Consider the following 21,139-nt stretch of genomic DNA (forward strand, 5'->3'; position numbering starts at 1 on the left):
GCGTGACCAGCCCCCGCCGGCCCGCAGGCGGGCACCGGGCCCGAAGGGGGCGCGGGGCTGTGACATGTGCGGCTCCGCCGCGTGGGCGCGACCAGCCACAGCGGACCCGCACCCGAAAAACCGCCCCCCGCGGAGCGCTACGCGCTGAGCGGGAATTCGTCGCCCAACTCCCGGAACACCGCGGTGTTCAGCGCGAAAGCCCGCCGGCACTCGTCAACGATCCGCTGCCGCTCCAGATCGTCCACCTCCACCGCGTCCAGCAGCTCCCGGTACCCCCGCTTGAACGCGGCCGGATTCGGGATCGACTCGAAGACGTAGAACCGCACACCGTCGCCCTTGCGGGCGAATCCCCAGGTCTTCTCCGCCCTGTCGCGGATGATCTGGCCCCCGGAGAGGTCGCCGAGGTACCGGGTGTAGTGGTGTGCCACATACCCCGCGGGCCAGGTGACGGCGCACTCGCGGACCCGGGCCGCATAGGCCCTGGTCGAGGGGAGCGGGGCCGCGGTCCGCTGCCAGCCCGCGCCCCGCAGATGCGTGAGGTCCCGCTCCAGCTCGGCCGTACGCATCAGCTCGGGCCGTATGAACGGGCCGGCCACCGGATCGGTCCGCAGAGCGCCCGCGCCCTCCTCCAGCGCCTGGTACACGAACCACAGCTGCTCGGTGTAGCGGGCGTACGCCTCGACGCCGAGCCGTCCGCCGAGCAGGGCGCGCATGAAGCCGGAGGTCTCCGCCTCGGTGTGCTGTTCGTGCGACGCCGTACGGATGAGGGTGGAGAAGGGCGTGTCCAAGGTGCGCCTCCGGAGACCGATCCCGACGGCCTGTCGGTAAATGCCGTACCCCTCATGCGTACCCCCGCACACGGGGAACGGATCACGGCAGCGTGAGGATTTCCGTGCCCGTCTCGGTCACCACCAGCGTGTGCTCGAACTGGGCCGTCCGCTTGCGGTCGCGGGTGACGACCGTCCAGCCGTCCTCCCACATGTCGTACTCGTGCGTCCCCAGCGTCAGCATCGGCTCGATGGTGAAGGTCATCCCGGGCTTGATCACGGCGGTGGCGTGCGGCGCGTCGTAGTGCGGCACGATCAGGCCGGAGTGGAAGGCCGTGCTGATGCCGTGCCCGGTGAAGTCGCGCACGACGCCGTAGCCGAACCGCTTGGCGTACGACTCGATGACGCGCCCGATGATGTTGATCTGGCGGCCGGGCTTGACGGCCTTGATGGCGCGGTTGAGCGACTCCCGGGTCCGCTCGACGAGGAGCTTCGACTCCTCGTCGACGTCGCCGCAGAAGTAGGTGGCGTTGTTGTCGCCGTGGACGCCGCCGATGTACGCGGTGACGTCGAGGTTCACGATGTCGCCGTCGTTCAGGACGGTGGAGTCGGGGATGCCGTGGCAGATGACCTCGTTGACCGAGCTGCACAGGGACTTCGGGAAGCCCCGGTAGCCCAGCGTCGAGGGGTACGCCCCGTGGTCGCACATGTACTCGTGCGCGACCCGGTCGAGCTCGTCGGTGGTCACGCCGGGCGCGATGAGCTTGGCGGCCTCCTCCATCGCGCGGGCGGCGATGCGCCCCGCGATCCGCATGAGCTCAATCGTTTCGGCGGTCTGCACCTCGGGGCCGGTGTACGGCGTGGGCATGGGCTTCCCGACGTACTCGGGGCGGCGGATGTTCCCCGGGACGGTGCGGGTGGGAGAGAGCTCCCCTGGTACGAGCAGCGACTGGCCAGACATACCGGCGAGTCTATCGAGCCGCGTTGGGGCAGCATGGTCGAGAAGGTCCGAGCACGGGCCGAGGAAGGAGCCTCCGCATGGCCCTGTTCAAGAAGCGCACGGCCGGCAAGCCGGGCGAGTGGTACTACTGCCTGGTCCACGGCAAGGTCGAGGAGGGCCCCGAGTGCCCCGCGAAGGACCGTTTCGGCCCTTATGGGTCCCGCGAGGAGGCCGAGCACGCCATGCAGACCGCCCAGGAGCGCAACCTGGAGTGGGAGACGGACCCGAAGTGGCACGACAAGCAGCCGGAGAGCGAGGACTGAGGCCCCGGCCCCCGGTTGGGGCTCCGCCCCAGGCCCACCCTTGTCTGCAGGCCGTCCGTGGCTGGTCGCGCAGTTCCCCGCGCCCCTTCTGTGCCCGGTGCCCGGTGCTCGTGTGCGGGTTGTGGTGGGTTGCTCGCGCAGTTCCCCGCGCCCCTGCAAATGCCGCTGCATTCCCTGGGCGGCCCGGAGGGGCGCGTCTTGGGGGCGCGGGGAACTGCGCGACCAGCCACGCACGGTCCGCAGACGAACAGGGGCCCGGGGCGAAGCCCCCTCACCACCGAGCCGGCGGCGGGGCCGTCAGCTGGTCCGCCAAGCGGGACAGCCGGTCACGGAACCCCCGCCGCCCCCGCTGCACGGGCAGCCCGTTCTCGCCCGCCGCCGCGCTGACCAGGTGCTGCACCGTGTCCAGGTCCACCTCCGCGCCCGGCGGCACCGTCAGCGACTCGTGGACCAGGCCCCGCACCTCCGGGTCGCCCCCGTCCAGCGCCAGGACCCGCGCCCCGGCCCGCCGGGCGTCGTGCACCCGCTCCAGGAGGCCCCCGTCCGGCCGTTCCGGGGCCACCACGAGCAGCGTCTCGCCCCGCCCGGCCGCCTCCAGGCGCCCGAGCCCTACGGACAGGTGCGGGCCGCGGCCCGGCTCGACCCGGTGGCGTACGAGCGTGGGGGTGAGCTCGGGGACCCCCGACCAGGCGGCCTCGTCGGTCAGGTGCGCCGCCAGGTGCCACGGCTCGTACGCCTCGGTCCCCACCAGCAGCAGCCCCCCGCCGTTCGGCACCACCGAGCCCCGCAGCACCCCCGCGAACCGGCGGGTGCCCCGCAGCCACTCCGTCCCCGCGAGGACTTCCCGCAACAGTGCGACGCGTATGGCATCCATGGCCCGGCATCCTGCCGCACCGCACGCCCCGGCGGGCCGCATCGGTCAGTCCTCACCCGAACGGGAGCCGGCGTACCGGGGGCGTACCTACCGGTAGGGCCCGGCGTAAGGTCGGCCTCATGACTTCCACTGACAGCGCCGCGAACACCCCGAAGCCCGCCGCCAAGGACCCCTGGGACCTGCCCGACGTCTCCGGCCTGGTCGTCGGCGTGCTCGGTGGCACCGGTGACCAGGGCCGTGGGCTCGCCTACCGGCTGGCCCGGGCGGGCCAGAAGGTGATCATCGGCTCGCGGGCCGCCGAGCGCGCCCGGTCCGCCGCCGACGAGCTGGGCCTCGGCGTGGAGGGCGCGGACAACGCCGAGTGCGCGCGCCGCAGCGACATCGTGATCGTCGCGGTGCCGTGGGACGGGCACGCCAAGACGCTGGAGGCGCTGCGCGAGGAGCTGGCGGGCAAGCTCGTCGTCGACTGCGTCAACCCGCTCGGCTTCGACAAGAAGGGCGCGTACGCCCTCAAGCCCGAGGAGGGCAGCGCCGCCGAGCAGGCCGCCGCCCTGCTGCCGGACTCGCGGGTCACCGCCGCCTTCCACCACCTCTCGGCCGTGCTCCTCCAGGACGCCTCGATCGAGGAGATCGACACCGATGTGATGGTGCTCGGCGAGAGCCGCGCCGACACCGACCTGGTGCAGGCGCTGGCCGCCCGGATTCCCGGGATGCGCGGCGTCTTCGCGGGGCGGCTGCGGGGCGCCCACCAGGTGGAGTCGCTCGTCGCCAACCTGATCTCGGTGAACCGCCGCTACAAGGCGCACGCCGGGCTGCGCGTGACCGACGTGTAGGTCCGCCCGGGGCATGGGGGACACTGGACGGGCATCAGCGCCGTACCCGGACAGGAGCCGACTCCCATGCCCCGCCTCGCTCTGTACGCCCTCGTCGTCTGCGCCCTCGCGGTCGCCGCCGCCGTGGTCTCCTTCGTCCAGGGCAACTGGACCGGCGTCGTCTGGATCCTGCTCGCCGGGCTCTCCTCCAACATGGCCTGGTTCTACCTGCGCAAGGCGAAGGCCGACGCCCGGCGGGCCGCGGCCGTCAGCCGGTGAGCGACGGGATGTCCGGCGTGCCCTGCCAGAAGCGGTAGAGGCGCTGGCCCCAGTAGGTGTCCCACTCGGTGACGCCGAGCCCGCGCAGGATCGAGTGGATGGCGTCGAAGAACACGTTGTTCACCGACGGCAGCCACAGGAACGCGAAGACCGCGAGCAGCCCGAAGGGCGCGAACGGCTCGATCTGGCGGCGGATCCCGTGCGACAGCCACGGCTCGATCACCCCGTACCCGTCCAGGCCCGGGACCGGCAGGAAGTTCAGGATCGCCGCCGTCACCTGGAGCAGCGCCAGGAACGCCAGCGCGTAGCGGAACCCGGCGGGCACGCCGTCCAGCGCGTGCAGCCAGAACGGCGCCGTGCAGACCACCGCGAACAGCGCATTGGTGAGCGGGCCCGCCGCCGCGATCAGGCTGTGCTTCCAGCGGCCCCGGATCCGGCCGTGCTCGATGAACACGGCGCCGCCGGGCAGACCGATGCCGCCCATGATCACGAAGATGACCGGCAGCACGATCGACAGCATCGCGTGCGTGTACTTCAGCGGGTTGAGCGTCAGATAGCCCTTGGCGCCCACCGAGATGTCGCCGCCGTGCAGCGCGGTGCGGGCGTGCGCGTACTCGTGCAGGCACAGGGAGACGATCCAGGCGCCCGTCACGAAGAGGAAGACGGCGAAGCCCGGCGCGGCCGAGAACCCCGTCCACACCGCCCATCCGCCGACCGCCGTGACGGCGACGATCCCCAGGAAGACCGGGCTGATCCTCCGGTCGCTGCGACGCGAGGTGGCGGTGGCCATGTGCGGGGCTCCCGGGGTGGAGGTGCGGTCGGACGGCCCCGACCGTACAGGTGATACCCCGGGAACGTCCGGCGATCCCTCACGAGTTCCACCCCTGGCCACCGCCGCTTGGCCGGGAGTTGGCGGGCGTGGGCACGAGGGCGTCGCACGTCGCGGAGAATGGGGCCGTGCGCTACCGGATTATCGGCACCACCCAGCTGTTGAACCCCGAAGGAACGGCGGTCGCCGTCGGCGGGGCGCGGCTGCGCGCCCTGCTGACCGTGCTCGCCCTGCGTCCCGGCCGTACGGTCCCGGTCGGCCTCCTCGTCGACGAGGTGTGGAACGGCGAGCCGCCCGCCGACGCGGCCGGTGCGCTCCAGGCGCTCGTGGGGCGGTTGCGGCGGGCGGTCGGGCACACCGCGGTCGCCTCGGTGGAGGGCGGCGGCTACCGCCTCGACGCCGAGCCGGACGACATCGACCTGTACCGGTTCGAGCGGCTGGCCGGGGACGGGACCCGCGCCCTTGAGCAGGGCGACCCGGCGAAGGCCCTCTCCCGGCTCGACGACGCGCTGGCGCTGTGGACCGGGCCCGCCCTGGCCGATCTGCCCGACCGGACGGCCGAGGCGGCCCGCTGGGAGGCCCGCCGCCTCGACGCCCGCCGGGCCCGCCTCGCCGCCGCCCTCGCCCTGGGCCGGGCCGATGAGGTGCTGCCCGAGCTGGCCGCGCTCTGCGCCGCCCACCCGCTGGACGAGCCGTTGCACGCCCTGCGCATCCGCGCCCTGCGCGCGGCGGGCCGCACGGCCGAGGCCCTCGCCGCGTACGAGGACGTCCGCCGCACTCTCGCCGACCGCCTCGGCGCCGACCCCGGCCCCGAACTGCGGGCGCTGCACGGGGAGTTGCTGCACACGCCGGACGCGTCACCCGCCGATGCGTACCCGCCCGGTCCGCCCCCCGCGCCGGCCGCCCGCCCGGCCGCCCCCGGCAATCTGCGCGCCCGGCTCACCTCCTTCGTCGGGCGCGAGGCCGACATCGAGACGATCCGGGGGGACCTGGGCGGCGCACGCCTGGTGACGCTGCTCGGGCCCGGCGGGGCCGGCAAGACCCGGCTCTCCCAGGAGGCCGCCGAGGCCGTCGGCGCGGCCGGGGACGGCTGGCCCGACGGGGTGTGGCTGGCCGAGCTCGCCCCGGTCGCCGACCCGGCGGCCGTGCCCGCCGCCGTCCTCACCTCGGTCGGCGCCCGCGAGACCGTGCTGCACGGCGCCGGCGCCGAGGAGCTGCGGGCGGCCGACCGCACCGGCGGCGATCCGCTCGTCCACCTCGCCGCGCACTGCGAGCGCCGCCGGATGCTGCTGCTCCTGGACAACTGCGAGCATGTGATCGGCGCCGCCGCGGAGCTCGCGGAGTATCTGCTGGCCCGCTGCCCGGGGCTGACCGTCCTGGCCACCAGCCGGGAGCCGTTGGGCGTGCCGGGCGAGCTGGTGCGGCCGGTGGAGCCGCTGCCGGGGCCGGTGGCGCTGCGGCTGCTCGCCGACCGGGGCGCGGCGGCGCGGCCGGGCTTCCGGGTGGAGGACGACCCCGGGGCGGCCGCCGAGATCTGCCGTCGGCTCGACGGTCTGCCGCTGGCGGTGGAGCTCGCCGCCGCCCGCCTCCGTATGTTGACACCACGTCAGATCGCGGACCGGCTCGACGACCGGTTCCGCCTCCTGACCAGCGGCAGCCGGACCGTACTGCCGCGCCAGCAGACCCTGCGCGCGGTCGTCGACTGGTCCTGGGACCTCCTGGAGGCCCCGGAGCGTACGGTCCTGCGCCGCCTCTCCGTCTTCGCGGGCGGCTGCGTCCTCGCGGCGGCGGAGGAGGTCTGCGCGGACGGCGCGGCCGGGGCCGGGGGCGTCGCCGCCCGCGATGTCGCCCCGCTCCTCGGCTCCCTCGTCGACAAGTCGCTGGTCGTCGCCGCGCCCGGGGACGGCGGCGAGATGCGCTACCGGCTCCTGGAGACCGTCGCCGAGTACGCGGCGGAGCGGCTCGACGACGCCGGGGACCGGGGCGCCACCGAACGCCGCCACCTCGTGCACTACCGCGAGCTGGCCCGGACCACCGACCCCGAGCTGCGCGGCCGGGGGCAGCGCGCCGCGGTCGCGCTCCTGGAGCGGGAGTACGAGAACCTGCGCACCGCGCTGCGCCGGGCGGTGGACCTCGCAGACGAGGACGAGGCGCTGTGCATGGTGCACGCGCTGGCCTCGTACTGGCACATGCGCGATCTGCGCGGCGAGTCCCGCCGCTGGTCCGAGGCGGCCGCGGAGCTGGGCCCCGACCCGTTCGCGCCGCCCGCCGAGCCCGCGCCCCCGGTCTTCGCGCGCTGCACCGACAGCCCGCCCCCCATGGAGCCCGAGGTGCTCCAGGAGGCGCGGCGCGGGGTGCGGCTGTTCCTGCTCGCCGCCATGGACCACACCGGCGACGACTGGACGACGCCCGAGGCGCGGGAGCGCCTGCGCACCATCGTGGGCGTCTACCGGCCGGGGCTGCCGCAGACCTGCCGGATGCCCGGCGCGCTCTGGTTCTTCCCGGTGATCCTGGTCAGCGACGCGGACGCGCTCATGGAGCTGCTTGACGCGACCGTACGGGCCTGTGAGGAGTTCGGTTACGAGTGGGAGCTCGCCAACGCCCTCCAGATGCGGGCCAACGTCCTCGCCAACCGCAGCGACTGGTCCGGTGAGGCGACCCGCGACGCCGACGCCGGGCTGGACATCTTCCGGCGCCTGGGCGACGACTGGGGCGCCGCCGAGGCGCTGTCCGCGCGCGGCGAGGCACGCGAACGGCGCGGCGAGTACGCGCTGGCGGGCGAGGACTACGCCGAGGCCGTGCGGTACGCCGAACGGCTCGGCGCCCAGGCGCAGGTGTCGCTCCTGAAGGCGCGCCTGGCGTCGGTGCTCCTTGAGACCGGCGAGGACGAGCGCGGCGAGGCGATGCTGCGCGAGATCCTCGCCGCGGGCCGCCAGGCGGGGTACGAGGCGCAGCCCGCCGCCCGGCTGTTCCTGTCGATGTGGCTGGGCCGCACCGAGCGGATCGCCGAGGCCCGGGAGCAGATCGCGCTGATGCTGGAGGAGTTCAAGTCGAGCAACCTCTCGCTCTTCGAGGGCTTCGTGCTCGGCATCCGCGCCTGGCTGGAGAACCTGGAGGGCGCCTACGACAAGGGCCTGGTGGACTCCCGCGCCGCGCTGGCCCGGGCCGTGGAGCCGATGGCCCAGATGGTCGCGCCCCAGATGATCCCGGTGCATCTGCTCTGCGTCGCCTGGGCGTGGGCCGGCCTCGCGGAACCCGGCGCCGGGGCCGTCACCGACGCGGCGCGGCTGATCGGCGCGCACGACACCCTGCTGCCGTCGATCCACTTCGCCACGCCCATGGAGGTGCAGCTGCGGGAGAGGGTGGAGGCGATGGTCCGCCCGCTGCTCGACGACGCCGTCTACGAAGCGGCGTACGCCGAGGGCGGCGGCCTCTCTCTGGAAGAGGCCGCCGCCCTGGCACAACGGGACCGGCAACAGGCTTGATGGGACGTCAGCTCTGGGCGGCCCCGTAAAGGGCGCGGGGCTGCGACATGTGCGGCTCCGCCGCGTGGGCGCGACCATCCCCCGAACTCTCCGCTTCGTTCGAGCAGGGGGGGACCCCCATTGCACGGTCCGCGGCCGCATAACCGCACACCCCGCGGAGCGATCAGGTGCGCTTACGGAACTTGGCGACCGCCAGCGGGGCCGTCACCGCGGTGATCGCGACCGCCCAGCCCAGCGTCATCAGCGCCGAGTGGGCGACCGGGCCGCCGTTGACCAGGTTGCGGGCGGCGTCCGCGAGGTTGGAGAGCGGGTTGTAGTCCGTGAAGGTCTGCAGCCAGCCCGGCATCGTGGTCGGCTTCGCGAAGATCGACGAGCCGAACTGCAGCGGCATCAGCACCAGCATCGCCACTCCCTGGACGGCCTGGGCCGTCTTCATGGTGAGACCCAGCAGGATGAAGATCCACATCAGTGAGGCGCCGAACACCAGGGACAGGCCGACCGCCGCGAGCAGCTCGAACACCGAGGTGTGGATGGACAGCCCGAGGATGAAGCCCATGATCAGCAGGATCGAGGTGGCGACGATCATGCGGCCGATCTCGACCACGATCTTGGCGATCAGGACCGACGACCGGGCGATCGGCATGGTCCGGAACCGGTCCATGACGCCCTTCTTGAAGTCGTCGTTGATGCCGGTGCCGACGGCCATCGCGATGTTCAGGCCCTGCATCGCCATCAGGCCCGGGATCAGGTAGTTGACGTACTCGCCCTGGTTGCCCTTGCCGGAGACGGCGCCGCCGAACACGTACACGAACAGCAGCGTGAAGATGATCGGCATGAACACGGCGTCGAACATCGACTCCGGGTCCTGCTTGATCTGGAGCGCGTTGCGGCGCACCAGGGCGCCTATGTGCCGCAGATTGGCGCGCGGGCCGATCCGGCTGTCGGCGTCCGTGACGGGCGGGCGGATGCCGGTCGGCGCCTTGGTGGGGGCCGCCTTGGCGGTGGTGGCGGTGCTCATGCCGCGACCTCCTCGATCGTGTCGTCGCTCTCGGACTCCTGGAGGGTGGGCTTCTGGCCGGTGATGGCCAGGAACACCTCGTCCAGGCTGGGCAGATGGGTGCCTATGTGGGCGATGCCGAAGCCGTGGGCGCCCAGCAGAGCGACCACCGCGGTCAGCTGCTCGTCGCTGAGGATCGGCACGTTCAGCAGGCCCTCGTCGGGGACCGCCTGGGTGCCGGAGACCCCGTCCAGACCGGCCTCGGTGATGGCGCGCGCCATCGCGCCCAGCTGACCCGGGTCGGTGGGCCGGATCTGCAGGGTGCGGCCGCCGACCTTCGCCTTCAGCTCGTTGATGCCGCCGTTGGCGATGACCTTGCCGCGGTCGATGACCGTCAGCTGGTTCGCCAACTGCTCGGCCTCTTCCATGTACTGGGTGGTGAGCAGCACGGTGGCGCCTTCGGCCACCATCCGCTGGACCTCGTCCCACACCTCGTTGCGGGTGCGCGGGTCGAGACCGGTGGTCGGCTCGTCCAGGTACAGCACGGCCGGGTTGCCGATCATCGAGGCCGCGAGGTCCAGACGGCGGCGCATGCCTCCCGAGTAGTTCATCGCGGGCCGCTTCGCCGCCTCGGTGAGCGAGAACCGCTCCAGGAGCTCGTCGGCGCGGGCCCTGGCGTCCTTGCGGGACAGATCGAGCAGCCGCCCGATCATGTACAGGTTCTCCCAGCCCGACAGCTTCTCGTCCACCGAGGCGTACTGCCCGGTGAGGCCTATGGTGCGGCGCAGCTGGCGGGGCTGCTTCACCACGTCGTACCCGGCGACGGTGGCGGTGCCGGCGTCCGGCACGAGCAGGGTGGACAGGCAGCGGACGAGGGTGGTCTTGCCGGCGCCGTTGGGCCCCAGGACTCCGAGGACCGTGCCCTCGCGTACGTCCAGGTCCACGCCGTCCAGCGCCTTGGTGTCGCCGAAGTGCTTCACCATTCCCCGCACCGTGACGGCGTTGGCCGCGCCGCCTTCGGGGTTGTCGTCGATTCGCGTCATGACCACAAAGGTGCCAGGTGCCACCGACAATCCACCGACAGCCCGCCTACAGCCCGCCTACAGGGACTGTAGGCGGGCTGTAGGAGCGCCCCCTAAGGGGTGTGGGACTGTGACCTTCGCGGCTCCGCCGCGTGGGCGCGCTCAGCCGGAGCCGGCCCGCGGCCAACCGGCGACGCGCTTAGTGGAACGTGTGCTCCTCGGCCGGGAACGCCCCGCCCACGACCTCTCCGGCGAACGCCTTGGCCGCGTCGCCCAGGACACCCCGCATATCCGCGTACTGCTTGGTGAAGCGCGGCACCTTCCCCCCGGTCAGCCCCACCATGTCCGTGTAGACCAGGACCTGCGCGTCGCACTCCACGCCCGCCCCGATCCCCACGGTCGGGATGTGCAGCGAGCGGGTGATCTCCGCGGCCACCTCGGCCGGTACGAGTTCGAGCACCACCGCGAACGCGCCCGCGGACTCCGCGGCCTTCGCGTCGCGCAGCAGCTGGTGCGCGGCCTCGTCGGAGCGGCCCTGCACCCGGTAGCCCATGGCGTTCACGGACTGCGGGGTCAGGCCCAGGTGGGACATGACCGGGATGCCGGACTGCACGAGCAGCTCGGTCTGGGGCAGCGAGCGCTCGCCGCCCTCCAGCTTGACGGCCCCGACGCCGGTCTCCTTGATCAGGCGGGTGGCGCTGCGCAACGCCTGCACCGGGCCCTCCTGGTAGGTGCCGAACGGCAGGTCCGCGACGACGAGGGCGCGCTTGGTGCCCCGTACGACGGCGGCGGACAGCATGGCCATCTCGTCGAGCGTGACCGGGACGGTCGTGTCGTAGCCGAGGTGGCAGTTGCCCATCGAGTCGCCGACGAGCAGCACCGGGATCCCGGCCTCGTCGAAGACGGACGCGGTCATCGCGTCGTACGCGGTGAGCATGGGCCACTTCTCGCCCCGGGCCTTGGCGGCGGCGATGTCGTGGATCGTGACGCGGCGCGTCGACTTGCCCCCGTACAGCGCCTTGCTGCTGTCGGAACGTTCTACGGGCGGATTCTGCGCAGCCTTGAATTGTTGCGTCATCGCAACGGCTCCTGTTCGTCATCTCGAAGCGCCCTGACGGCGTCTCCGGACCACTTCCATGGTGGCATCCCACCCCCGCCGACGGGAAGTGGGTGCCTCAGTCACGCAAATACATGAGCTTTAAACCACCTGCCTGGCAAATATGCGCGTTTTGTCACAGCCGCCCCCTCAACCGTGACCTGCTGGAACCCGGCGGGGCGCCCTGTCGTCATCGAGGCAGTACGACGACAGGGAAAGCCACCCTCCATCGCCTAGGGTCATCGGTGCGGCGGAGTGCGAACGGCAAGGCAGTGAGGACGACGGTATGACGCGGGCGTACGTGACGGAGACGGGGATCGGCAGCGCGGAGGGCGAGCGCTCCGGATCCCGGGTCCGGCGCCTGCTGGACGGCTGGAAAAACGATCCCGGCATCTGGCGGCGGGGCCTGGTCCTGGCCGGGCTCGCGGTGCTCATCGCCCTGGTGATGCTGGTCCACGCCAAGATCCCCAACCGGATCGGCAACCTGGGCAGCCTCACGGAAACCTTCCTGCCGTGGCTCGGGATCTTCGTCCCGGTGCTCCTCGGCCTCGCCCTGTGGCGCCGCTCGGCGACCGCGCTGATCGCCCTGGTCCTCCCGGCGGTCGTCTGGCTCAATCTGTTCGGCGGGCTGCTCACCGACAAGGAGAGCAAGGGCGGCAACCTGGTCGTCGCCACGCACAACGTGAACGCCGACAACCCCGACCCGGCCGGCACCGCCCGCGACCTCATCGCCTCCGGCGCCGACGTCCTCGCCCTGGAGGAACTGCCCGGCAGCAGCGTCGGCGCGTACGAGAGGGCGCTGGCCGGGACCTACCCGCACCACTCGGTGCAGGGCACGGTGGGCCTGTGGTCCAGGTTCCCGCTGAGCGACGCCGAGCCGGTCGACATCAAGATGGGCTGGACCCGCGCCATGCGGGCCACGGTGAGCACGCCCGCGGGCCGGGTGAAGGTGTACGTGGCGCACATGCCCTCGGTACGGGTGAAGCTCAGCGCCGGGTTCACCGCGCGCCAGCGGGACGCCAGCGCGGACGCCCTGGGCGACGCGATCGCGAGCGACCCGCTGAAGAAGGTGGTCCTGCTCGGCGACCTCAACGGCACCATGAACGACCGCGCCCTGAACAACATCACCTCGCAGATGCGCTCCACCCAGGGCGCGGCGGGCAACGGCTTCGGCTTCACCTGGCCGGCCTCGTTCCCGATGGCCCGGATCGACCAGATCATGGTCAAGGGCGTCGAGCCGAAGTCGTCGTGGACGCTGGGCCGGACGCCGAGCGACCACCTGCCGATCGCGGCCAGGCTGAAGATCTGAGCCGGTAGCCGATCGGCAGGGTGCCGGTCAGGCCGACTCGTGCCATCGGTTGGTGATCGGCAGGGTGCCGGTCAGGCCGACTCGTGCCATCGGTTGGTGATCGGCAGGGTGCCGGTCAGGCCGACTCGCGCCACCGGTTGGTGACCGGCAGCCGCCGGTCCTTGCCGAAGCCCTTCGCGGAGATCTTGGTGCCCGGCGGGTACTGGCGCCGCTTGTACTCGGCGGTGTCGACGAGCCGCAGGGTCCTCGCCACCAGCTCCGCGTCGAACCCCGCCGCCACGATCGCCTCGCGGCCCTGGTCGCGGTCGACGTACATGGCCAGGATCGCGTCCAGGACCGCGTAGTCCGGCAGCGAGTCCGTGTCGACCTGGTCGGGGCGCAGCTCGGCGCTGGGCGGCTTGGTGATCGAGTTCTCCGGGATGGGCGGAACCTCGCCCCGCCCGGCCGCCGCCCTGTTGCGCCAGTTGGCGAGGCGGAACACGGTCGTCTTGTAGACGTCCTTGATGGGGCCGTACGCGCCGACCGAGTCGCCGTACAGGGTCGAATACCCCACCGCCAGCTCGGACTTGTTGCCCGGCGCGAGCACGAGGTGGCCCTCCTGGTTGGAGATCGCCATCAGCATGGTGCCGCGCAGCCGCGACTGGAGGTTCTCCTCGGCGAGCCCGGTCAGGCCGAGCGAGTCCATGTACGCGGTGAACATCGGCTCGATGCTCACCGTGCGCAGATTGAGGCCGGTGCGGCGGCCCAGCTCGGCCGCGTCGCCCTTGGAGTGCTCCGAGGAGTACTTGGACGGCATCGACACGCCGTACACGTTCTCCGCGCCGAGCGCGTCGCAGGCGATCGCGGCGACCAGCGCCGAGTCGATGCCGCCGGACAGGCCGATCAGGACGGACCGGAAGCCGTTCTTGGTGACGTACGCGCGCAGCCCCGTGACCAGCGCCGAGTAGACCTCCTCGGCGTCGTCCAGCCGCTCGGCCTGCCCCCCGGTGAGCTCCGGCTCGTACGCCGGGACGGGCTCCTCGGAGAGGATCACGTGCTCGATCCGCAGACCGTCGTCGACGGTGCCGGACGGGACCGGGCCCGCGGCCGGCAGCTCCAGGTCGAGCAGCACACCGCCCTCGGCGAACTGCGGGGCGCGGGCGACGACCTCGCCGTTCCGGTCGACGACGATCGAGTCGCCGTCGAAGACCAGATCGTCCTGGCCGCCGACCATCGCCAGGTAGGCGGTGGTGCAGCCCGCCTCCTGGGCCCGCTTGCGGACCAGTTCGAGCCGGGTGTCGTCCTTGTCCTGCTCGTACGGCGAGGCGTTGATCGAGACCAGCAGCCCGGCCCCGGCGGACCGGGTGGCCGGGACGCGGCCGCCGTCCTGCCACAGGTCCTCGCAGATGGCGAGGGCCACGTCGATGCCGTGGACCCGGATCACCGGCATGGTGTCGCCCGGCACGAAGTACCGGAACTCGTCGAAGACGCCGTAGTTGGGCAGGTGGTGCTTGGCGTATCTGAGCACCACCTCGCCGCGGTGCAGTACGGCGCCCGCGTTGCGCGGGGCGCCCGCGGGCTGGCCGTAGCGGGGCTGGGTGTCCGACCGGTCGAGATAGCCGACGATCACCGGGAGCTCCCCGAGGCCCTCGGCGGCCAGGCGCGCCGCGAGGCCGGTCAGCGCCTGCCGGGACGCCTCGACGAACGAGGAGCGCAGCGCCAGGTCCTCGACGGGATAGCCGGTCAGCATCATCTCGGGGAAGGCGGCGAGGTGCGCGCCCTGCTCGGCGGAGTGCCGGGTCCAGTGCACGATCGCCTCGGCGTTCGCGGCGATGTCGCCGACCGTCGAGTCGATCTGATTCAGAGCGAGACGTAGTTGAGGCACCCCGCCAGTGTAATCGTCAAAGCGACGCGATGGGGGGTGGAGCGGGGGCGCGGCGCCCGGCTCCACCCCACCGGCGGGCTACTTCCGGTAGCCGAGGACCGTCATCATCCCGGCCTCCGAGTGGTAGACGTTGTGGCAGTGGACCATCCACAGCCCCGGGTTGTCCGCGTCGAGGTCCACGGTCAGCGTCCGCCCCGGCAGCACCGACGCCGTGTCCTTGCGAGCCCCGCCGGCCCCGCCTGCCAGCGCGAACGTGTGGCCGTGCAGATGCACCGGATGCCACATCGACGTCGTGTTGGCGAAGACCATCCGCACCCGCTCGCCCGTGCTCACCGGGTGCCGCGCGTCCGGCCGGTACGGCTTCCCGTCGAAGGCCCAGTCGTACTTCGCCATCCCGCCGGTCAGCGTCAGCCTCACCGTGCGGTCGGGCGCCTTCGGCGGCAGCGCCACGGACGCGTCCGGCGCGAGCCGGTCGGCCGTGACCAGTCGCCCGGTCAGCTCCTTGGGGCGTACGGAGGCGGTAGGCGCGGCCCCGCCACCGGTGCGCAGCACCGCGAGCGCCGCCGCCTTCTTCCCCTCGGCCTGCGCCACCAGGGGGAACACCCCGTCGCCCGCCGTGACCAGCACGTCGTACCGCTCGCCCATGCCGAGCAGCAGCGCGTCCGCCGTCGTGTGCCGGACCGGGAAACCGTCCGTGTGGGTCACCGTCAGCTCATGGCCGCCGAGCGCCACCCGGAACGCGGTGTCGCCGCCCGCGTTGACGATCCGCAGCCGGATGCGCTCGCCCGGCTTGGCCGTGAAGGAGGAAGGGGCCTGCGGCGTACGGCCGTTGACCAGGTAGTACGGATACGCGACATCGCCCGCGTCCCCGCCGAGCAGCTCGCTGCTCGCGCCCATGAGCATGCGGGAGGGACCGGTGGAGGGACTCCGCGTCGGCTCGCCACCCGTATCTCCCCTGCCTCCCATGTCGTGGCCGGAGTGGTCCATGCCGCCTCCGCTGCCCATCCCGCCCCTCAGCTCCGCCAGCACCGCGTCCGGCGTCGAGCCGTCCACCCCGTCGACCCAGTCGTCCAGGACGAGGACCCACTCCCGGTCGTACGCCAGCGGCTCCTTCGGGTCCTCGACGATCAGCGGGGCGTACAGACCGCGGTCCTGCTGGACGCCGGAGTGGGGGTGGAACCAGTACGTGCCGGGGTGGGCGACGGCGAACCGGTAGGCGAACGACGCCCCCGGCGCGACCGGCCGCTGGGTCAGACCGGGCACGCCGTCCATGTCGTTGCGCAGGGCGAGGCCGTGCCAGTGCAGCGAGGTCGGCTCGGGGAGGTGGTTGGCGAGGGTGAGCGCGAGCGTGTCGCCCGCGGTGACCCGCACCTCCTGCCCGGGCAGCCGGTCGCCGTACGCCCAGGACCGGACCGTACGGCCGCCGCCCAGGTCGAGCGGGGTCGCGGTGGCGGTGAGCCGGACGTTCCGGACGGGCCCGGAGCCGCGCCGGGCCTCGGCGGCGACGACCTCGGGACCGGCGGGGTCGACGAAGCCGCCGGGGGTCGCCGAGGACTTGGAGCCGTGGTCCATGCCGTCCATGCCGTCCATGGAGCCGGAGCCCGAGCAGGCGGCGAGCAGGGCGCCGCCCGCGACGGCGGTGGTGGCGCCGAGCACGGCGCGGCGGGTGGGGTGTGCGGACATGACTGGGTGCACCTCGTGGTGTGGGCATGCGGAAAAGTAGGGGCGCGTGTCCTGCTTCGCGCGCTCCTACTGCCGCAGCACCGACAAGGCGGCGACGGAACTCCCGTAGGGAGGGGGCGGGTTGGGCCACAGGGGCCGCGGGATCCGGCCGCGTACGGCGGTCGCGCCCGGCGTCCGGCCGCGCGCCGACAGCAGCCGTACGGCGAGCAGGGCGAGGCCCCACACACCGAGCACCGCGAGACACACCGAGCCGGGGTCCATCCCGCGCATGGGCTCCGGGCGGGGAGCGACGGCCTGGTGGTGACCGGCCGTCGCGGGCGCGGGCGCGGCCATGGCCATCGAGGTGTGCTCCCCGGCCGTCGGCGCGGTGTGCTCCGTCGGATGCCCGACCGTGTGCATCGTAAAGATGCCGAAGAGCAGCGCGGCGCAGAGCAGCAGCTGCCCGTACGCCGTCGTCCTCCTCGCGGTCACCATGGACCGCACCTTACCCCCACCCGGTATCACCCGACGTGCGGGACCGGGGTGCCCCGGCGAGCATGACCCCATGACGACCACGGACGCGGCCGAAGAGGACGTACCCGCCTCGGGTGTCCGGCCCGCGGTGGTCCTGCTGGCGCTCGGCGCGCTCGCGTACACCGCGTGGGTGCTCGAAGTGGTCGTCCACACCGGTCTCGACCCCGTACAGACGTATGTGAGCGAGCTCGCCGCGGCCGACCAGCCGCTCGGCGGGCTCTTCCGGGCGACGGACCTGACGGCCGGGACGCTGGTGTTCGCCGGGTCGGCGTCGGCGCTGTGGCGGTGCGACCGGCGGCCCTGGTCGGTGGCCGGGTGGGCGGGGCTCGTGCTGTTCGGGGCGGCGACCGTGGCCGACTCCCGGCTGCCGCTGAGCTGCGCGCCGACCGTCGACCCCGAGTGCGCGGCCCGCGAGACGGCCGGTCTGGTCCCGGCCACGCACACCGCGCACGCGGTGAGCAGCAGCGTCGCGATGACAGGCGCGCTGGTGGGCGTCGTGGCGCTCACCGTCGCGGCCCGCCGCTACGGCCGATGGGCCCCGATGGCCCGGTTCGGGCCGGTCCTGGTGGCGCTCGAACTGGCCGTCACGGTCTGGACGCTGACCTCCATCGCCGCGTTCGAGGCCGGGCGCGGCACCTGGTCGCTGGGGGCCGGGCAGCGGTTGCAGGTGCTGTTCGTGGCGGTGTGGCTCGGGGTGCTCGCGCACGCGGTCGCGCGCGAGAATCAAGTATGACGTTCGTACGGATCGACGGGGTGCCGCACCACGTGGTGGTGGCGGGCAGCGGTCCGCCCGTGCTGCTCAGCGCGGGCCTGGGCATGGCCTGGTTCGACTGGGACGAGGTGGCGGCCCTGCTGGCCCCCCACCGCACGGTGGTCCGCTTCGACCGCCCCGGCCACGGCCTCTCCGGCCCGGCGGTGGCGCCGCCGACGGCCTCGGGGGAGGCGCACCGGATCGCGGCGGTGCTGGACGCGGTGAGGGTTTCCGGGCCGGTGACGGTGGTGGGGCACTCGATCGCGGGCTTCCACGCGGAGGCCTACGCCCGGCTGCACCCGGACCGTACGGCCGCGCTCGTCCTGGTGGACTCCAGCGTGGAGCCGGAGGCGAGGGTGCCGGTGGCGGCGGGGACGCGGGTGGTGTCGGCGCGGGTGGCGGGGGCGGTGCTGGCGGCGGCGGGTCTGCCTGCGGCGCTCGGCCCGCTGCTGCGCCGGGCCACGGTCCGCCTCTCCCGCACGGGCGGCGCCGACCCGGCCCCGCGCGCCCTGGTCCGCCGCTGCTACCGCACCTCCCGGGTGTGGCGGGGCCTGCTCCTGGAGAACGCCCGCTACCGCCCGGTGGCGGCGGAACTCCTCACCCTCCGCGACCGCTTCCCCCTGCCCCCGATCCCGGTGACGGTCCTGGCGGCCGCCGCCGGGGGCCCGTCCTGGCTCACCCGCCAACGTGGCCTGGCGGACACGCTGCGGGGCGACCTGCGAGTGGCGGAGGGGGCTGGGCACCTGGTGATGCTGGACGCGGCGGGAGTGGTGGCGGAGACGGTCCTGAGGACGGTTTCCCCCACCCCGCCCGTTGCCTGAACGGGATAAGGGGTACAGTCGAACGGATCATCCCCGATGCTCTGTGGGAGCACATCGCGCCGCTCGTGCCGCCGATCGGAACCCCTGGGCGCGGTACCCCCAGCGCCGACCACCGGGCCGTGATCGCCGGTCTCGTCTGCGCCGAACTCCTCGGCACTGCCTGGGTGAAGATCCCCGCCACCCTCGGAGTCTCCCGCCGCACCTGCCGCACCCGGCTCGACCGCTGGGAAGCCACCGGCACATGGGCCCAAATCCGCACCCTGGTGGAAGACTCCGACCACTTCCACACCCTCACGCGGGAAGCCATCACTACCGCAGTCACCGGGCACGCCACCAGCTAGCGCCCTGTCCCGGGGCGCCCGATCACCCGGACGCCCCGGAACCGCACACCAAACCCATCGCGCAAGGTGACGCAACGGCGCCCGCCCTGTCCGGTTTCCCGCCCGCTTGCGCGTAGCCGGCTGCGCGCCCCCTGATCACCCAACGCAGCAGCAACACCAAAGAGCCCCGCCGCTCCGAGGGGAGGAACGGCGGGGCCCAGCCAGCAAGGAGGCTTAGTTAGTCGGCGGCGCGGTACATGCCAACGAAGGCGGACCAGGCGGCAGCCGGGACCGTGAGGCGAGGACCGTCCGGAACCTTGCTGTCCCGGACCGGAACCACACCAGTGGCCGCCGCATCGGCGGGGGACCACTCAACACACTGGCCGCCGTCGCCACCGCTGTATGTGCTCTTGACCCACTGCGTGATGGTGCTGGGGTCGGGGGTGTTGCTCATCTGGCGTGTTCCTCCGTGATCTTACGAACGAGGTCTAGCGACTCTTCGTCGGACAGTGCCGCCATACGTAGCCGGTCGAACATTTGGCAAGCGGAGTTGACCACGCTAGTGGAGTCGTCCACTTGTCCGCCCTGAGTTGGTGTTTCGGTGTAGACAGCTTTGGGCTTGTCGTCCAGGGAAAGCAGCGTAAACGGAAGGTGGGACGCGGGGGCACCCGCCTTGAACGGCAGGACCTGAACCGTGACGTGCGGCGACTCCATGAGCATGGCTAGGTGCTCAAGCTGGGCCACCATGACCGCCTTGCCGCCGACAAGCGTGCGTAGGACGCTCTCGTGCACGATGACCCACAAGAGCGGCGGCTCTTCCCGGCGCATGACTTCGTGGCGCAGCATGCGGGTCTCCACCCGGGCTTTGATGGTGTCCGCGTCCTCCCTTGGATGCGCTGAGCGGAACACCGCTGCCGCGTACTCCGGCGTCTGTAGTAGGCCCATGAGGAACGTGCAGGAGTAATCAGTGATGCCGCTCGCTGTCCGTTCAAGGTCTACGTACGGCACGAACCACTCAGGATGACCATTTCGACTCAGGCGTTCACGGAGGCGCTTGTACAGCCCCGGAGTGCCAGCGGCCTTGTCCAGCGCTTCCGCGAAGGCGACTGAAGCCAGTACGACGCCGCGCTCAACCTTGCTGATCTGTGGCTGCCCGTAGTGGATCACGTCGGAGAACTCGTCCTGGGAGTAGCCCAGCGACTCGCGTAGTTCCCGCGCTTCCTCCCCGAAGTACTCCGCCGCGTTGGACGGGCCGGATGACTGGTCAGCACTTTCGCTCACTTGTCCAACTCCCGGGTATTCCACTGACGTTGGCATGGTCTAGCTCCTTTTGAGCGTACGCGCGACTGGCCATGGTGGAAGCCAGGAGTCCAGCCAGAAGGAACCACCCACGTGAAGAGGACGGGCGCCAGGCCATGACCAGTGACACCACCAGGACCACCGGCTCGCGGGACGACGTGGCGGATTTGGAGCGAGCCATAGCCCGACGCGACTTCTGGCGCCTGGTCCCGGAGTGGGTTCCGCGCGGCGGGTACACGCCCCCGAACCACGACGTGCTCATGGCCGCGCTCGCCGGACTCAGGCGGAAGCTGTGAACGGCCAGGAGGCGGCGCGGGAGCACCCGTACGAGCCGGAGCCGGGCGCCGTGGTCCGGGACGCGCAGGGGCGCGTGGGGCGCTTTGTCGGCCGGGACTACTGGGGCCACCACATCCTGCGCCCGCTGCGCGGTGGCCGGGAGTGGGACGCCGGAACCGGGGAGCTTCGACCGGCTGCCCAGTCCGACGTGCTGAGCGAAGCCGTCCGCGAAGCCAACGCCCGGAGCCAGAGACAGGGGAGGGCGTGAGATGTCGCGTGACGCTGTCCCCCGTTTCACACCGGAACAACGGGGCGTGCTGGAAGCGGGGTTGGTGCAGATCGTCGCGGAGCGGGAGGCGCGGGAATGGGTGGCCGCCATAAACGCCGTGCTGCCCACGCTGGCCGTGGCCGTGACGGCAGCAGTCGAACGCGAGACGCGAGGGCGGGAGGCGTGAATGCGCGGCGTACCCGTCACCCGGCGCGTGCCGTCCACGGAAGCAATCAGGCTGTGCCCGCGCGGGTGCCGGTGGTGCGAAACCGCCCGCCGCATGTTCGGCGCGTCCTACGGCCGGTTGCCCGATTCACCGGGCCGCTACTGGTGGCGGTGATCATCGGCGGCTGCGTGGCCGCCATGGTCCTGGCAATTGCATCCCGTACCCCGTGAGGAACTGAGGAATGGACGTGGCACAACTGAGCGCGGAAGAGCAGCGGTTACACAGGGAGTACGTCATGGCCCACCGCAAGCAGATCCTCAGACGGCACGGATGGGGCGAGACGCCCGCCCAGATGAGCAAGCGTTACGGCGTCGGCTCCTATCTGCTCCACCGCATGCTGGACCGGTGGCTGAGCGGCCCGGACGGATGGGAGCCCGCCCAGTGA

Annotated in this window: 24 protein-coding genes; 12 read left to right on the top strand and 12 right to left on the bottom strand. The window is 72.3% G+C overall.

What is annotated here, in order from left to right:
• Positions 1–137 precede the first annotated feature (137 nt).
• Positions 138–788 carry a heme oxygenase (biliverdin-producing) gene (locus ACFWA7_RS10135; RefSeq protein WP_385537218.1) on the bottom strand — a complete coding sequence of 217 codons (651 nt, stop codon included), beginning with the start codon at positions 786–788 and terminating at the stop codon, positions 138–140.
• A gap of 82 nt (positions 789–870) precedes the next feature.
• Positions 871–1,728 (bottom strand): type I methionyl aminopeptidase, encoded by an 858-nt coding sequence (gene map / locus ACFWA7_RS10140; protein ID WP_385537216.1) that lies wholly within the window; start codon positions 1,726–1,728, stop codon positions 871–873.
• A 77-nt stretch (positions 1,729–1,805) separates the two neighbouring features.
• Between map and ACFWA7_RS10145 the strand changes: the two genes are divergently transcribed.
• Positions 1,806–2,030: a hypothetical protein gene (locus ACFWA7_RS10145; protein ID WP_385537213.1), complete on the top strand. Its 225-nt coding sequence runs from the start codon at positions 1,806–1,808 to the stop codon at positions 2,028–2,030.
• A gap of 271 nt (positions 2,031–2,301) precedes the next feature.
• Here the strand turns inward: ACFWA7_RS10145 and ACFWA7_RS10150 are convergent, their stop codons facing one another.
• Positions 2,302–2,904, bottom strand: a complete 603-nt coding sequence (locus ACFWA7_RS10150; RefSeq protein ID WP_385822148.1) for a hypothetical protein — start codon at positions 2,902–2,904, stop codon at positions 2,302–2,304.
• Between the two features lie 119 nt (positions 2,905–3,023).
• Here ACFWA7_RS10150 and npdG point away from each other — a divergent pair, with 119 nt between their 5' ends.
• Complete coding sequence (gene npdG, locus ACFWA7_RS10155) at positions 3,024–3,737, top strand: NADPH-dependent F420 reductase (protein ID WP_385822151.1); 714 nt, start codon at positions 3,024–3,026, stop codon at positions 3,735–3,737.
• 66 nt (positions 3,738–3,803) lie between these two features.
• On the top strand, positions 3,804–3,995 hold the full coding sequence (locus tag ACFWA7_RS10160) for a hypothetical protein (RefSeq protein ID WP_385822153.1): 192 nt from the start codon (positions 3,804–3,806) through the stop codon (positions 3,993–3,995).
• On the opposite strand, the gene ACFWA7_RS10165 is transcribed toward ACFWA7_RS10160, so the two are convergent.
• The gene (locus tag ACFWA7_RS10165) at positions 3,985–4,785 is read right to left on the bottom strand and encodes a site-2 protease family protein (RefSeq protein WP_385537204.1); all 801 of its coding nucleotides are present in this window, start codon (positions 4,783–4,785) and stop codon (positions 3,985–3,987) included. The genes ACFWA7_RS10160 and ACFWA7_RS10165 overlap by 11 nt on opposite strands.
• A gap of 167 nt (positions 4,786–4,952) precedes the next feature.
• Between ACFWA7_RS10165 and ACFWA7_RS10170 the strand changes: the two genes are divergently transcribed.
• Positions 4,953–8,309, top strand: a complete 3,357-nt coding sequence (locus ACFWA7_RS10170) for a BTAD domain-containing putative transcriptional regulator (protein ID WP_385822155.1) — start codon at positions 4,953–4,955, stop codon at positions 8,307–8,309.
• Positions 8,310–8,472: 163 nt separating this feature from the next.
• Here the strand turns inward: ACFWA7_RS10170 and ACFWA7_RS10175 are convergent, their stop codons facing one another.
• The 3 genes from ACFWA7_RS10175 to panB form a co-directional block, all read right to left on the bottom strand.
• Positions 8,473–9,327, bottom strand: a complete 855-nt coding sequence (locus tag ACFWA7_RS10175) for an ABC transporter permease (RefSeq protein WP_371652395.1) — start codon at positions 9,325–9,327, stop codon at positions 8,473–8,475.
• Positions 9,324–10,349 carry an ATP-binding cassette domain-containing protein gene (locus ACFWA7_RS10180; protein WP_385537196.1) on the bottom strand — a complete coding sequence of 342 codons (1,026 nt, stop codon included), beginning with the start codon at positions 10,347–10,349 and terminating at the stop codon, positions 9,324–9,326. Before ACFWA7_RS10180 ends, ACFWA7_RS10175 begins: the two co-directional genes overlap by 4 nt.
• Positions 10,350–10,527: 178 nt before the next feature.
• A complete protein-coding gene (panB, locus tag ACFWA7_RS10185) occupies positions 10,528–11,406 on the bottom strand; it encodes a 3-methyl-2-oxobutanoate hydroxymethyltransferase (RefSeq protein ID WP_385537194.1) in 879 nt (292 codons plus the stop codon).
• Positions 11,407–11,710: 304 nt separating this feature from the next.
• On the opposite strand from panB, the gene ACFWA7_RS10190 reads away from it, so the two are divergent.
• A complete protein-coding gene (locus tag ACFWA7_RS10190; protein WP_385537191.1) occupies positions 11,711–12,733 on the top strand; it encodes an endonuclease/exonuclease/phosphatase family protein in 1,023 nt (340 codons plus the stop codon).
• A gap of 115 nt (positions 12,734–12,848) precedes the next feature.
• Here the strand turns inward: ACFWA7_RS10190 and ACFWA7_RS10195 are convergent, their stop codons facing one another.
• The 3 genes from ACFWA7_RS10195 to ACFWA7_RS10205 form a co-directional block, all read right to left on the bottom strand.
• Positions 12,849–14,597, bottom strand: coding sequence for an NAD+ synthase (locus ACFWA7_RS10195; RefSeq protein ID WP_385822157.1), 1,749 nt, complete (start codon positions 14,595–14,597; stop codon positions 12,849–12,851).
• A 78-nt stretch (positions 14,598–14,675) separates the two neighbouring features.
• Entirely contained in the window at positions 14,676–16,280 is a 1,605-nt protein-coding gene (locus ACFWA7_RS10200; RefSeq protein WP_385822160.1) for a multicopper oxidase family protein, read from the bottom strand.
• Positions 16,281–16,346: 66 nt separating this feature from the next.
• Positions 16,347–16,754, bottom strand: coding sequence for a hypothetical protein (locus ACFWA7_RS10205; protein ID WP_385537186.1), 408 nt, complete (start codon positions 16,752–16,754; stop codon positions 16,347–16,349).
• A 70-nt stretch (positions 16,755–16,824) separates the two neighbouring features.
• Here ACFWA7_RS10205 and ACFWA7_RS10210 point away from each other — a divergent pair, with 70 nt between their 5' ends.
• From ACFWA7_RS10210 to ACFWA7_RS10220, 3 genes are read left to right on the top strand one after another with little or no spacing between them, the layout of a single operon-like run.
• Positions 16,825–17,526, top strand: coding sequence for a DUF998 domain-containing protein (locus ACFWA7_RS10210; RefSeq protein ID WP_385822163.1), 702 nt, complete (start codon positions 16,825–16,827; stop codon positions 17,524–17,526).
• Positions 17,523–18,365, top strand: a complete 843-nt coding sequence (locus tag ACFWA7_RS10215) for an alpha/beta fold hydrolase (protein WP_385822166.1) — start codon at positions 17,523–17,525, stop codon at positions 18,363–18,365. Before ACFWA7_RS10210 ends, ACFWA7_RS10215 begins: the two co-directional genes overlap by 4 nt.
• Before the next feature lie 41 nt (positions 18,366–18,406).
• Entirely contained in the window at positions 18,407–18,706 is a 300-nt protein-coding gene (locus tag ACFWA7_RS10220; RefSeq protein ID WP_385822211.1) for a transposase, read from the top strand.
• Positions 18,707–18,923: 217 nt separating this feature from the next.
• Here the strand turns inward: ACFWA7_RS10220 and ACFWA7_RS10225 are convergent, their stop codons facing one another.
• Together ACFWA7_RS10225 and ACFWA7_RS10230 are read right to left on the bottom strand one after the other, a co-directional pair.
• Entirely contained in the window at positions 18,924–19,139 is a 216-nt protein-coding gene (locus ACFWA7_RS10225) for a DUF397 domain-containing protein (protein WP_385822169.1), read from the bottom strand.
• A complete protein-coding gene (locus ACFWA7_RS10230) occupies positions 19,136–19,966 on the bottom strand; it encodes a helix-turn-helix transcriptional regulator (protein WP_385822172.1) in 831 nt (276 codons plus the stop codon). The genes ACFWA7_RS10225 and ACFWA7_RS10230 overlap by 4 nt, the downstream gene beginning before the upstream one ends.
• Positions 19,967–20,100: 134 nt before the next feature.
• Here ACFWA7_RS10230 and ACFWA7_RS10235 point away from each other — a divergent pair, with 134 nt between their 5' ends.
• From ACFWA7_RS10235 to ACFWA7_RS10250, 4 genes are all read left to right on the top strand, one after another.
• Positions 20,101–20,280, top strand: coding sequence for a hypothetical protein (locus ACFWA7_RS10235; protein ID WP_385822174.1), 180 nt, complete (start codon positions 20,101–20,103; stop codon positions 20,278–20,280).
• Positions 20,277–20,528, top strand: coding sequence for a hypothetical protein (locus ACFWA7_RS10240; RefSeq protein WP_385537172.1), 252 nt, complete (start codon positions 20,277–20,279; stop codon positions 20,526–20,528). The genes ACFWA7_RS10235 and ACFWA7_RS10240 overlap by 4 nt, the downstream gene beginning before the upstream one ends.
• A 1-nt stretch (position 20,529) precedes the next feature.
• On the top strand, positions 20,530–20,715 hold the full coding sequence (locus ACFWA7_RS10245; RefSeq protein WP_385822176.1) for a hypothetical protein: 186 nt from the start codon (positions 20,530–20,532) through the stop codon (positions 20,713–20,715).
• Positions 20,716–20,935: 220 nt separating this feature from the next.
• Positions 20,936–21,139, top strand: a complete 204-nt coding sequence (locus ACFWA7_RS10250) for a hypothetical protein (protein WP_385822178.1) — start codon at positions 20,936–20,938, stop codon at positions 21,137–21,139.

The sequence above is a fragment of the Streptomyces sp. NPDC059994 genome (assembly GCF_042737755.1).
In the GTDB taxonomy this organism is placed as follows: domain Bacteria; phylum Actinomycetota; class Actinomycetes; order Streptomycetales; family Streptomycetaceae; genus Streptomyces.

Bases quoted from the DNA above. Each gene is read 5' to 3' on its own strand.
- ACFWA7_RS10200 (WP_385822160.1), bottom strand. From the start codon at position 16,280: ATGTCCGCACACCCCACCCGCCGCGCCGTGCTCGGCGCCACCACCGCC.
- ACFWA7_RS10165 (WP_385537204.1), bottom strand. From the start codon at position 4,785: ATGGCCACCGCCACCTCGCGTCGCAGCGACCGGAGGATCAGCCCGGTC.
- panB (WP_385537194.1), bottom strand. From the start codon at position 11,406: ATGACGCAACAATTCAAGGCTGCGCAGAATCCGCCCGTAGAACGTTCC.
- ACFWA7_RS10190 (WP_385537191.1), top strand. From the start codon at position 11,711: ATGACGCGGGCGTACGTGACGGAGACGGGGATCGGCAGCGCGGAGGGC.
- ACFWA7_RS10150 (WP_385822148.1), bottom strand. From the start codon at position 2,904: ATGGATGCCATACGCGTCGCACTGTTGCGGGAAGTCCTCGCGGGGACG.
- ACFWA7_RS10215 (WP_385822166.1), top strand. From the start codon at position 17,523: ATGACGTTCGTACGGATCGACGGGGTGCCGCACCACGTGGTGGTGGCG.
- map (WP_385537216.1), bottom strand. From the start codon at position 1,728: ATGTCTGGCCAGTCGCTGCTCGTACCAGGGGAGCTCTCTCCCACCCGC.
- ACFWA7_RS10180 (WP_385537196.1), bottom strand. From the start codon at position 10,349: ATGACGCGAATCGACGACAACCCCGAAGGCGGCGCGGCCAACGCCGTC.
- ACFWA7_RS10225 (WP_385822169.1), bottom strand. From the start codon at position 19,139: ATGAGCAACACCCCCGACCCCAGCACCATCACGCAGTGGGTCAAGAGC.
- ACFWA7_RS10205 (WP_385537186.1), bottom strand. From the start codon at position 16,754: ATGGTGACCGCGAGGAGGACGACGGCGTACGGGCAGCTGCTGCTCTGC.
- ACFWA7_RS10245 (WP_385822176.1), top strand. From the start codon at position 20,530: ATGTCGCGTGACGCTGTCCCCCGTTTCACACCGGAACAACGGGGCGTG.
- ACFWA7_RS10160 (WP_385822153.1), top strand. From the start codon at position 3,804: ATGCCCCGCCTCGCTCTGTACGCCCTCGTCGTCTGCGCCCTCGCGGTC.
- ACFWA7_RS10145 (WP_385537213.1), top strand. From the start codon at position 1,806: ATGGCCCTGTTCAAGAAGCGCACGGCCGGCAAGCCGGGCGAGTGGTAC.
- ACFWA7_RS10210 (WP_385822163.1), top strand. From the start codon at position 16,825: ATGACGACCACGGACGCGGCCGAAGAGGACGTACCCGCCTCGGGTGTC.
- ACFWA7_RS10250 (WP_385822178.1), top strand. From the start codon at position 20,936: ATGGACGTGGCACAACTGAGCGCGGAAGAGCAGCGGTTACACAGGGAG.
- npdG (WP_385822151.1), top strand. From the start codon at position 3,024: ATGACTTCCACTGACAGCGCCGCGAACACCCCGAAGCCCGCCGCCAAG.
- ACFWA7_RS10175 (WP_371652395.1), bottom strand. From the start codon at position 9,327: ATGAGCACCGCCACCACCGCCAAGGCGGCCCCCACCAAGGCGCCGACC.
- ACFWA7_RS10235 (WP_385822174.1), top strand. From the start codon at position 20,101: ATGACCAGTGACACCACCAGGACCACCGGCTCGCGGGACGACGTGGCG.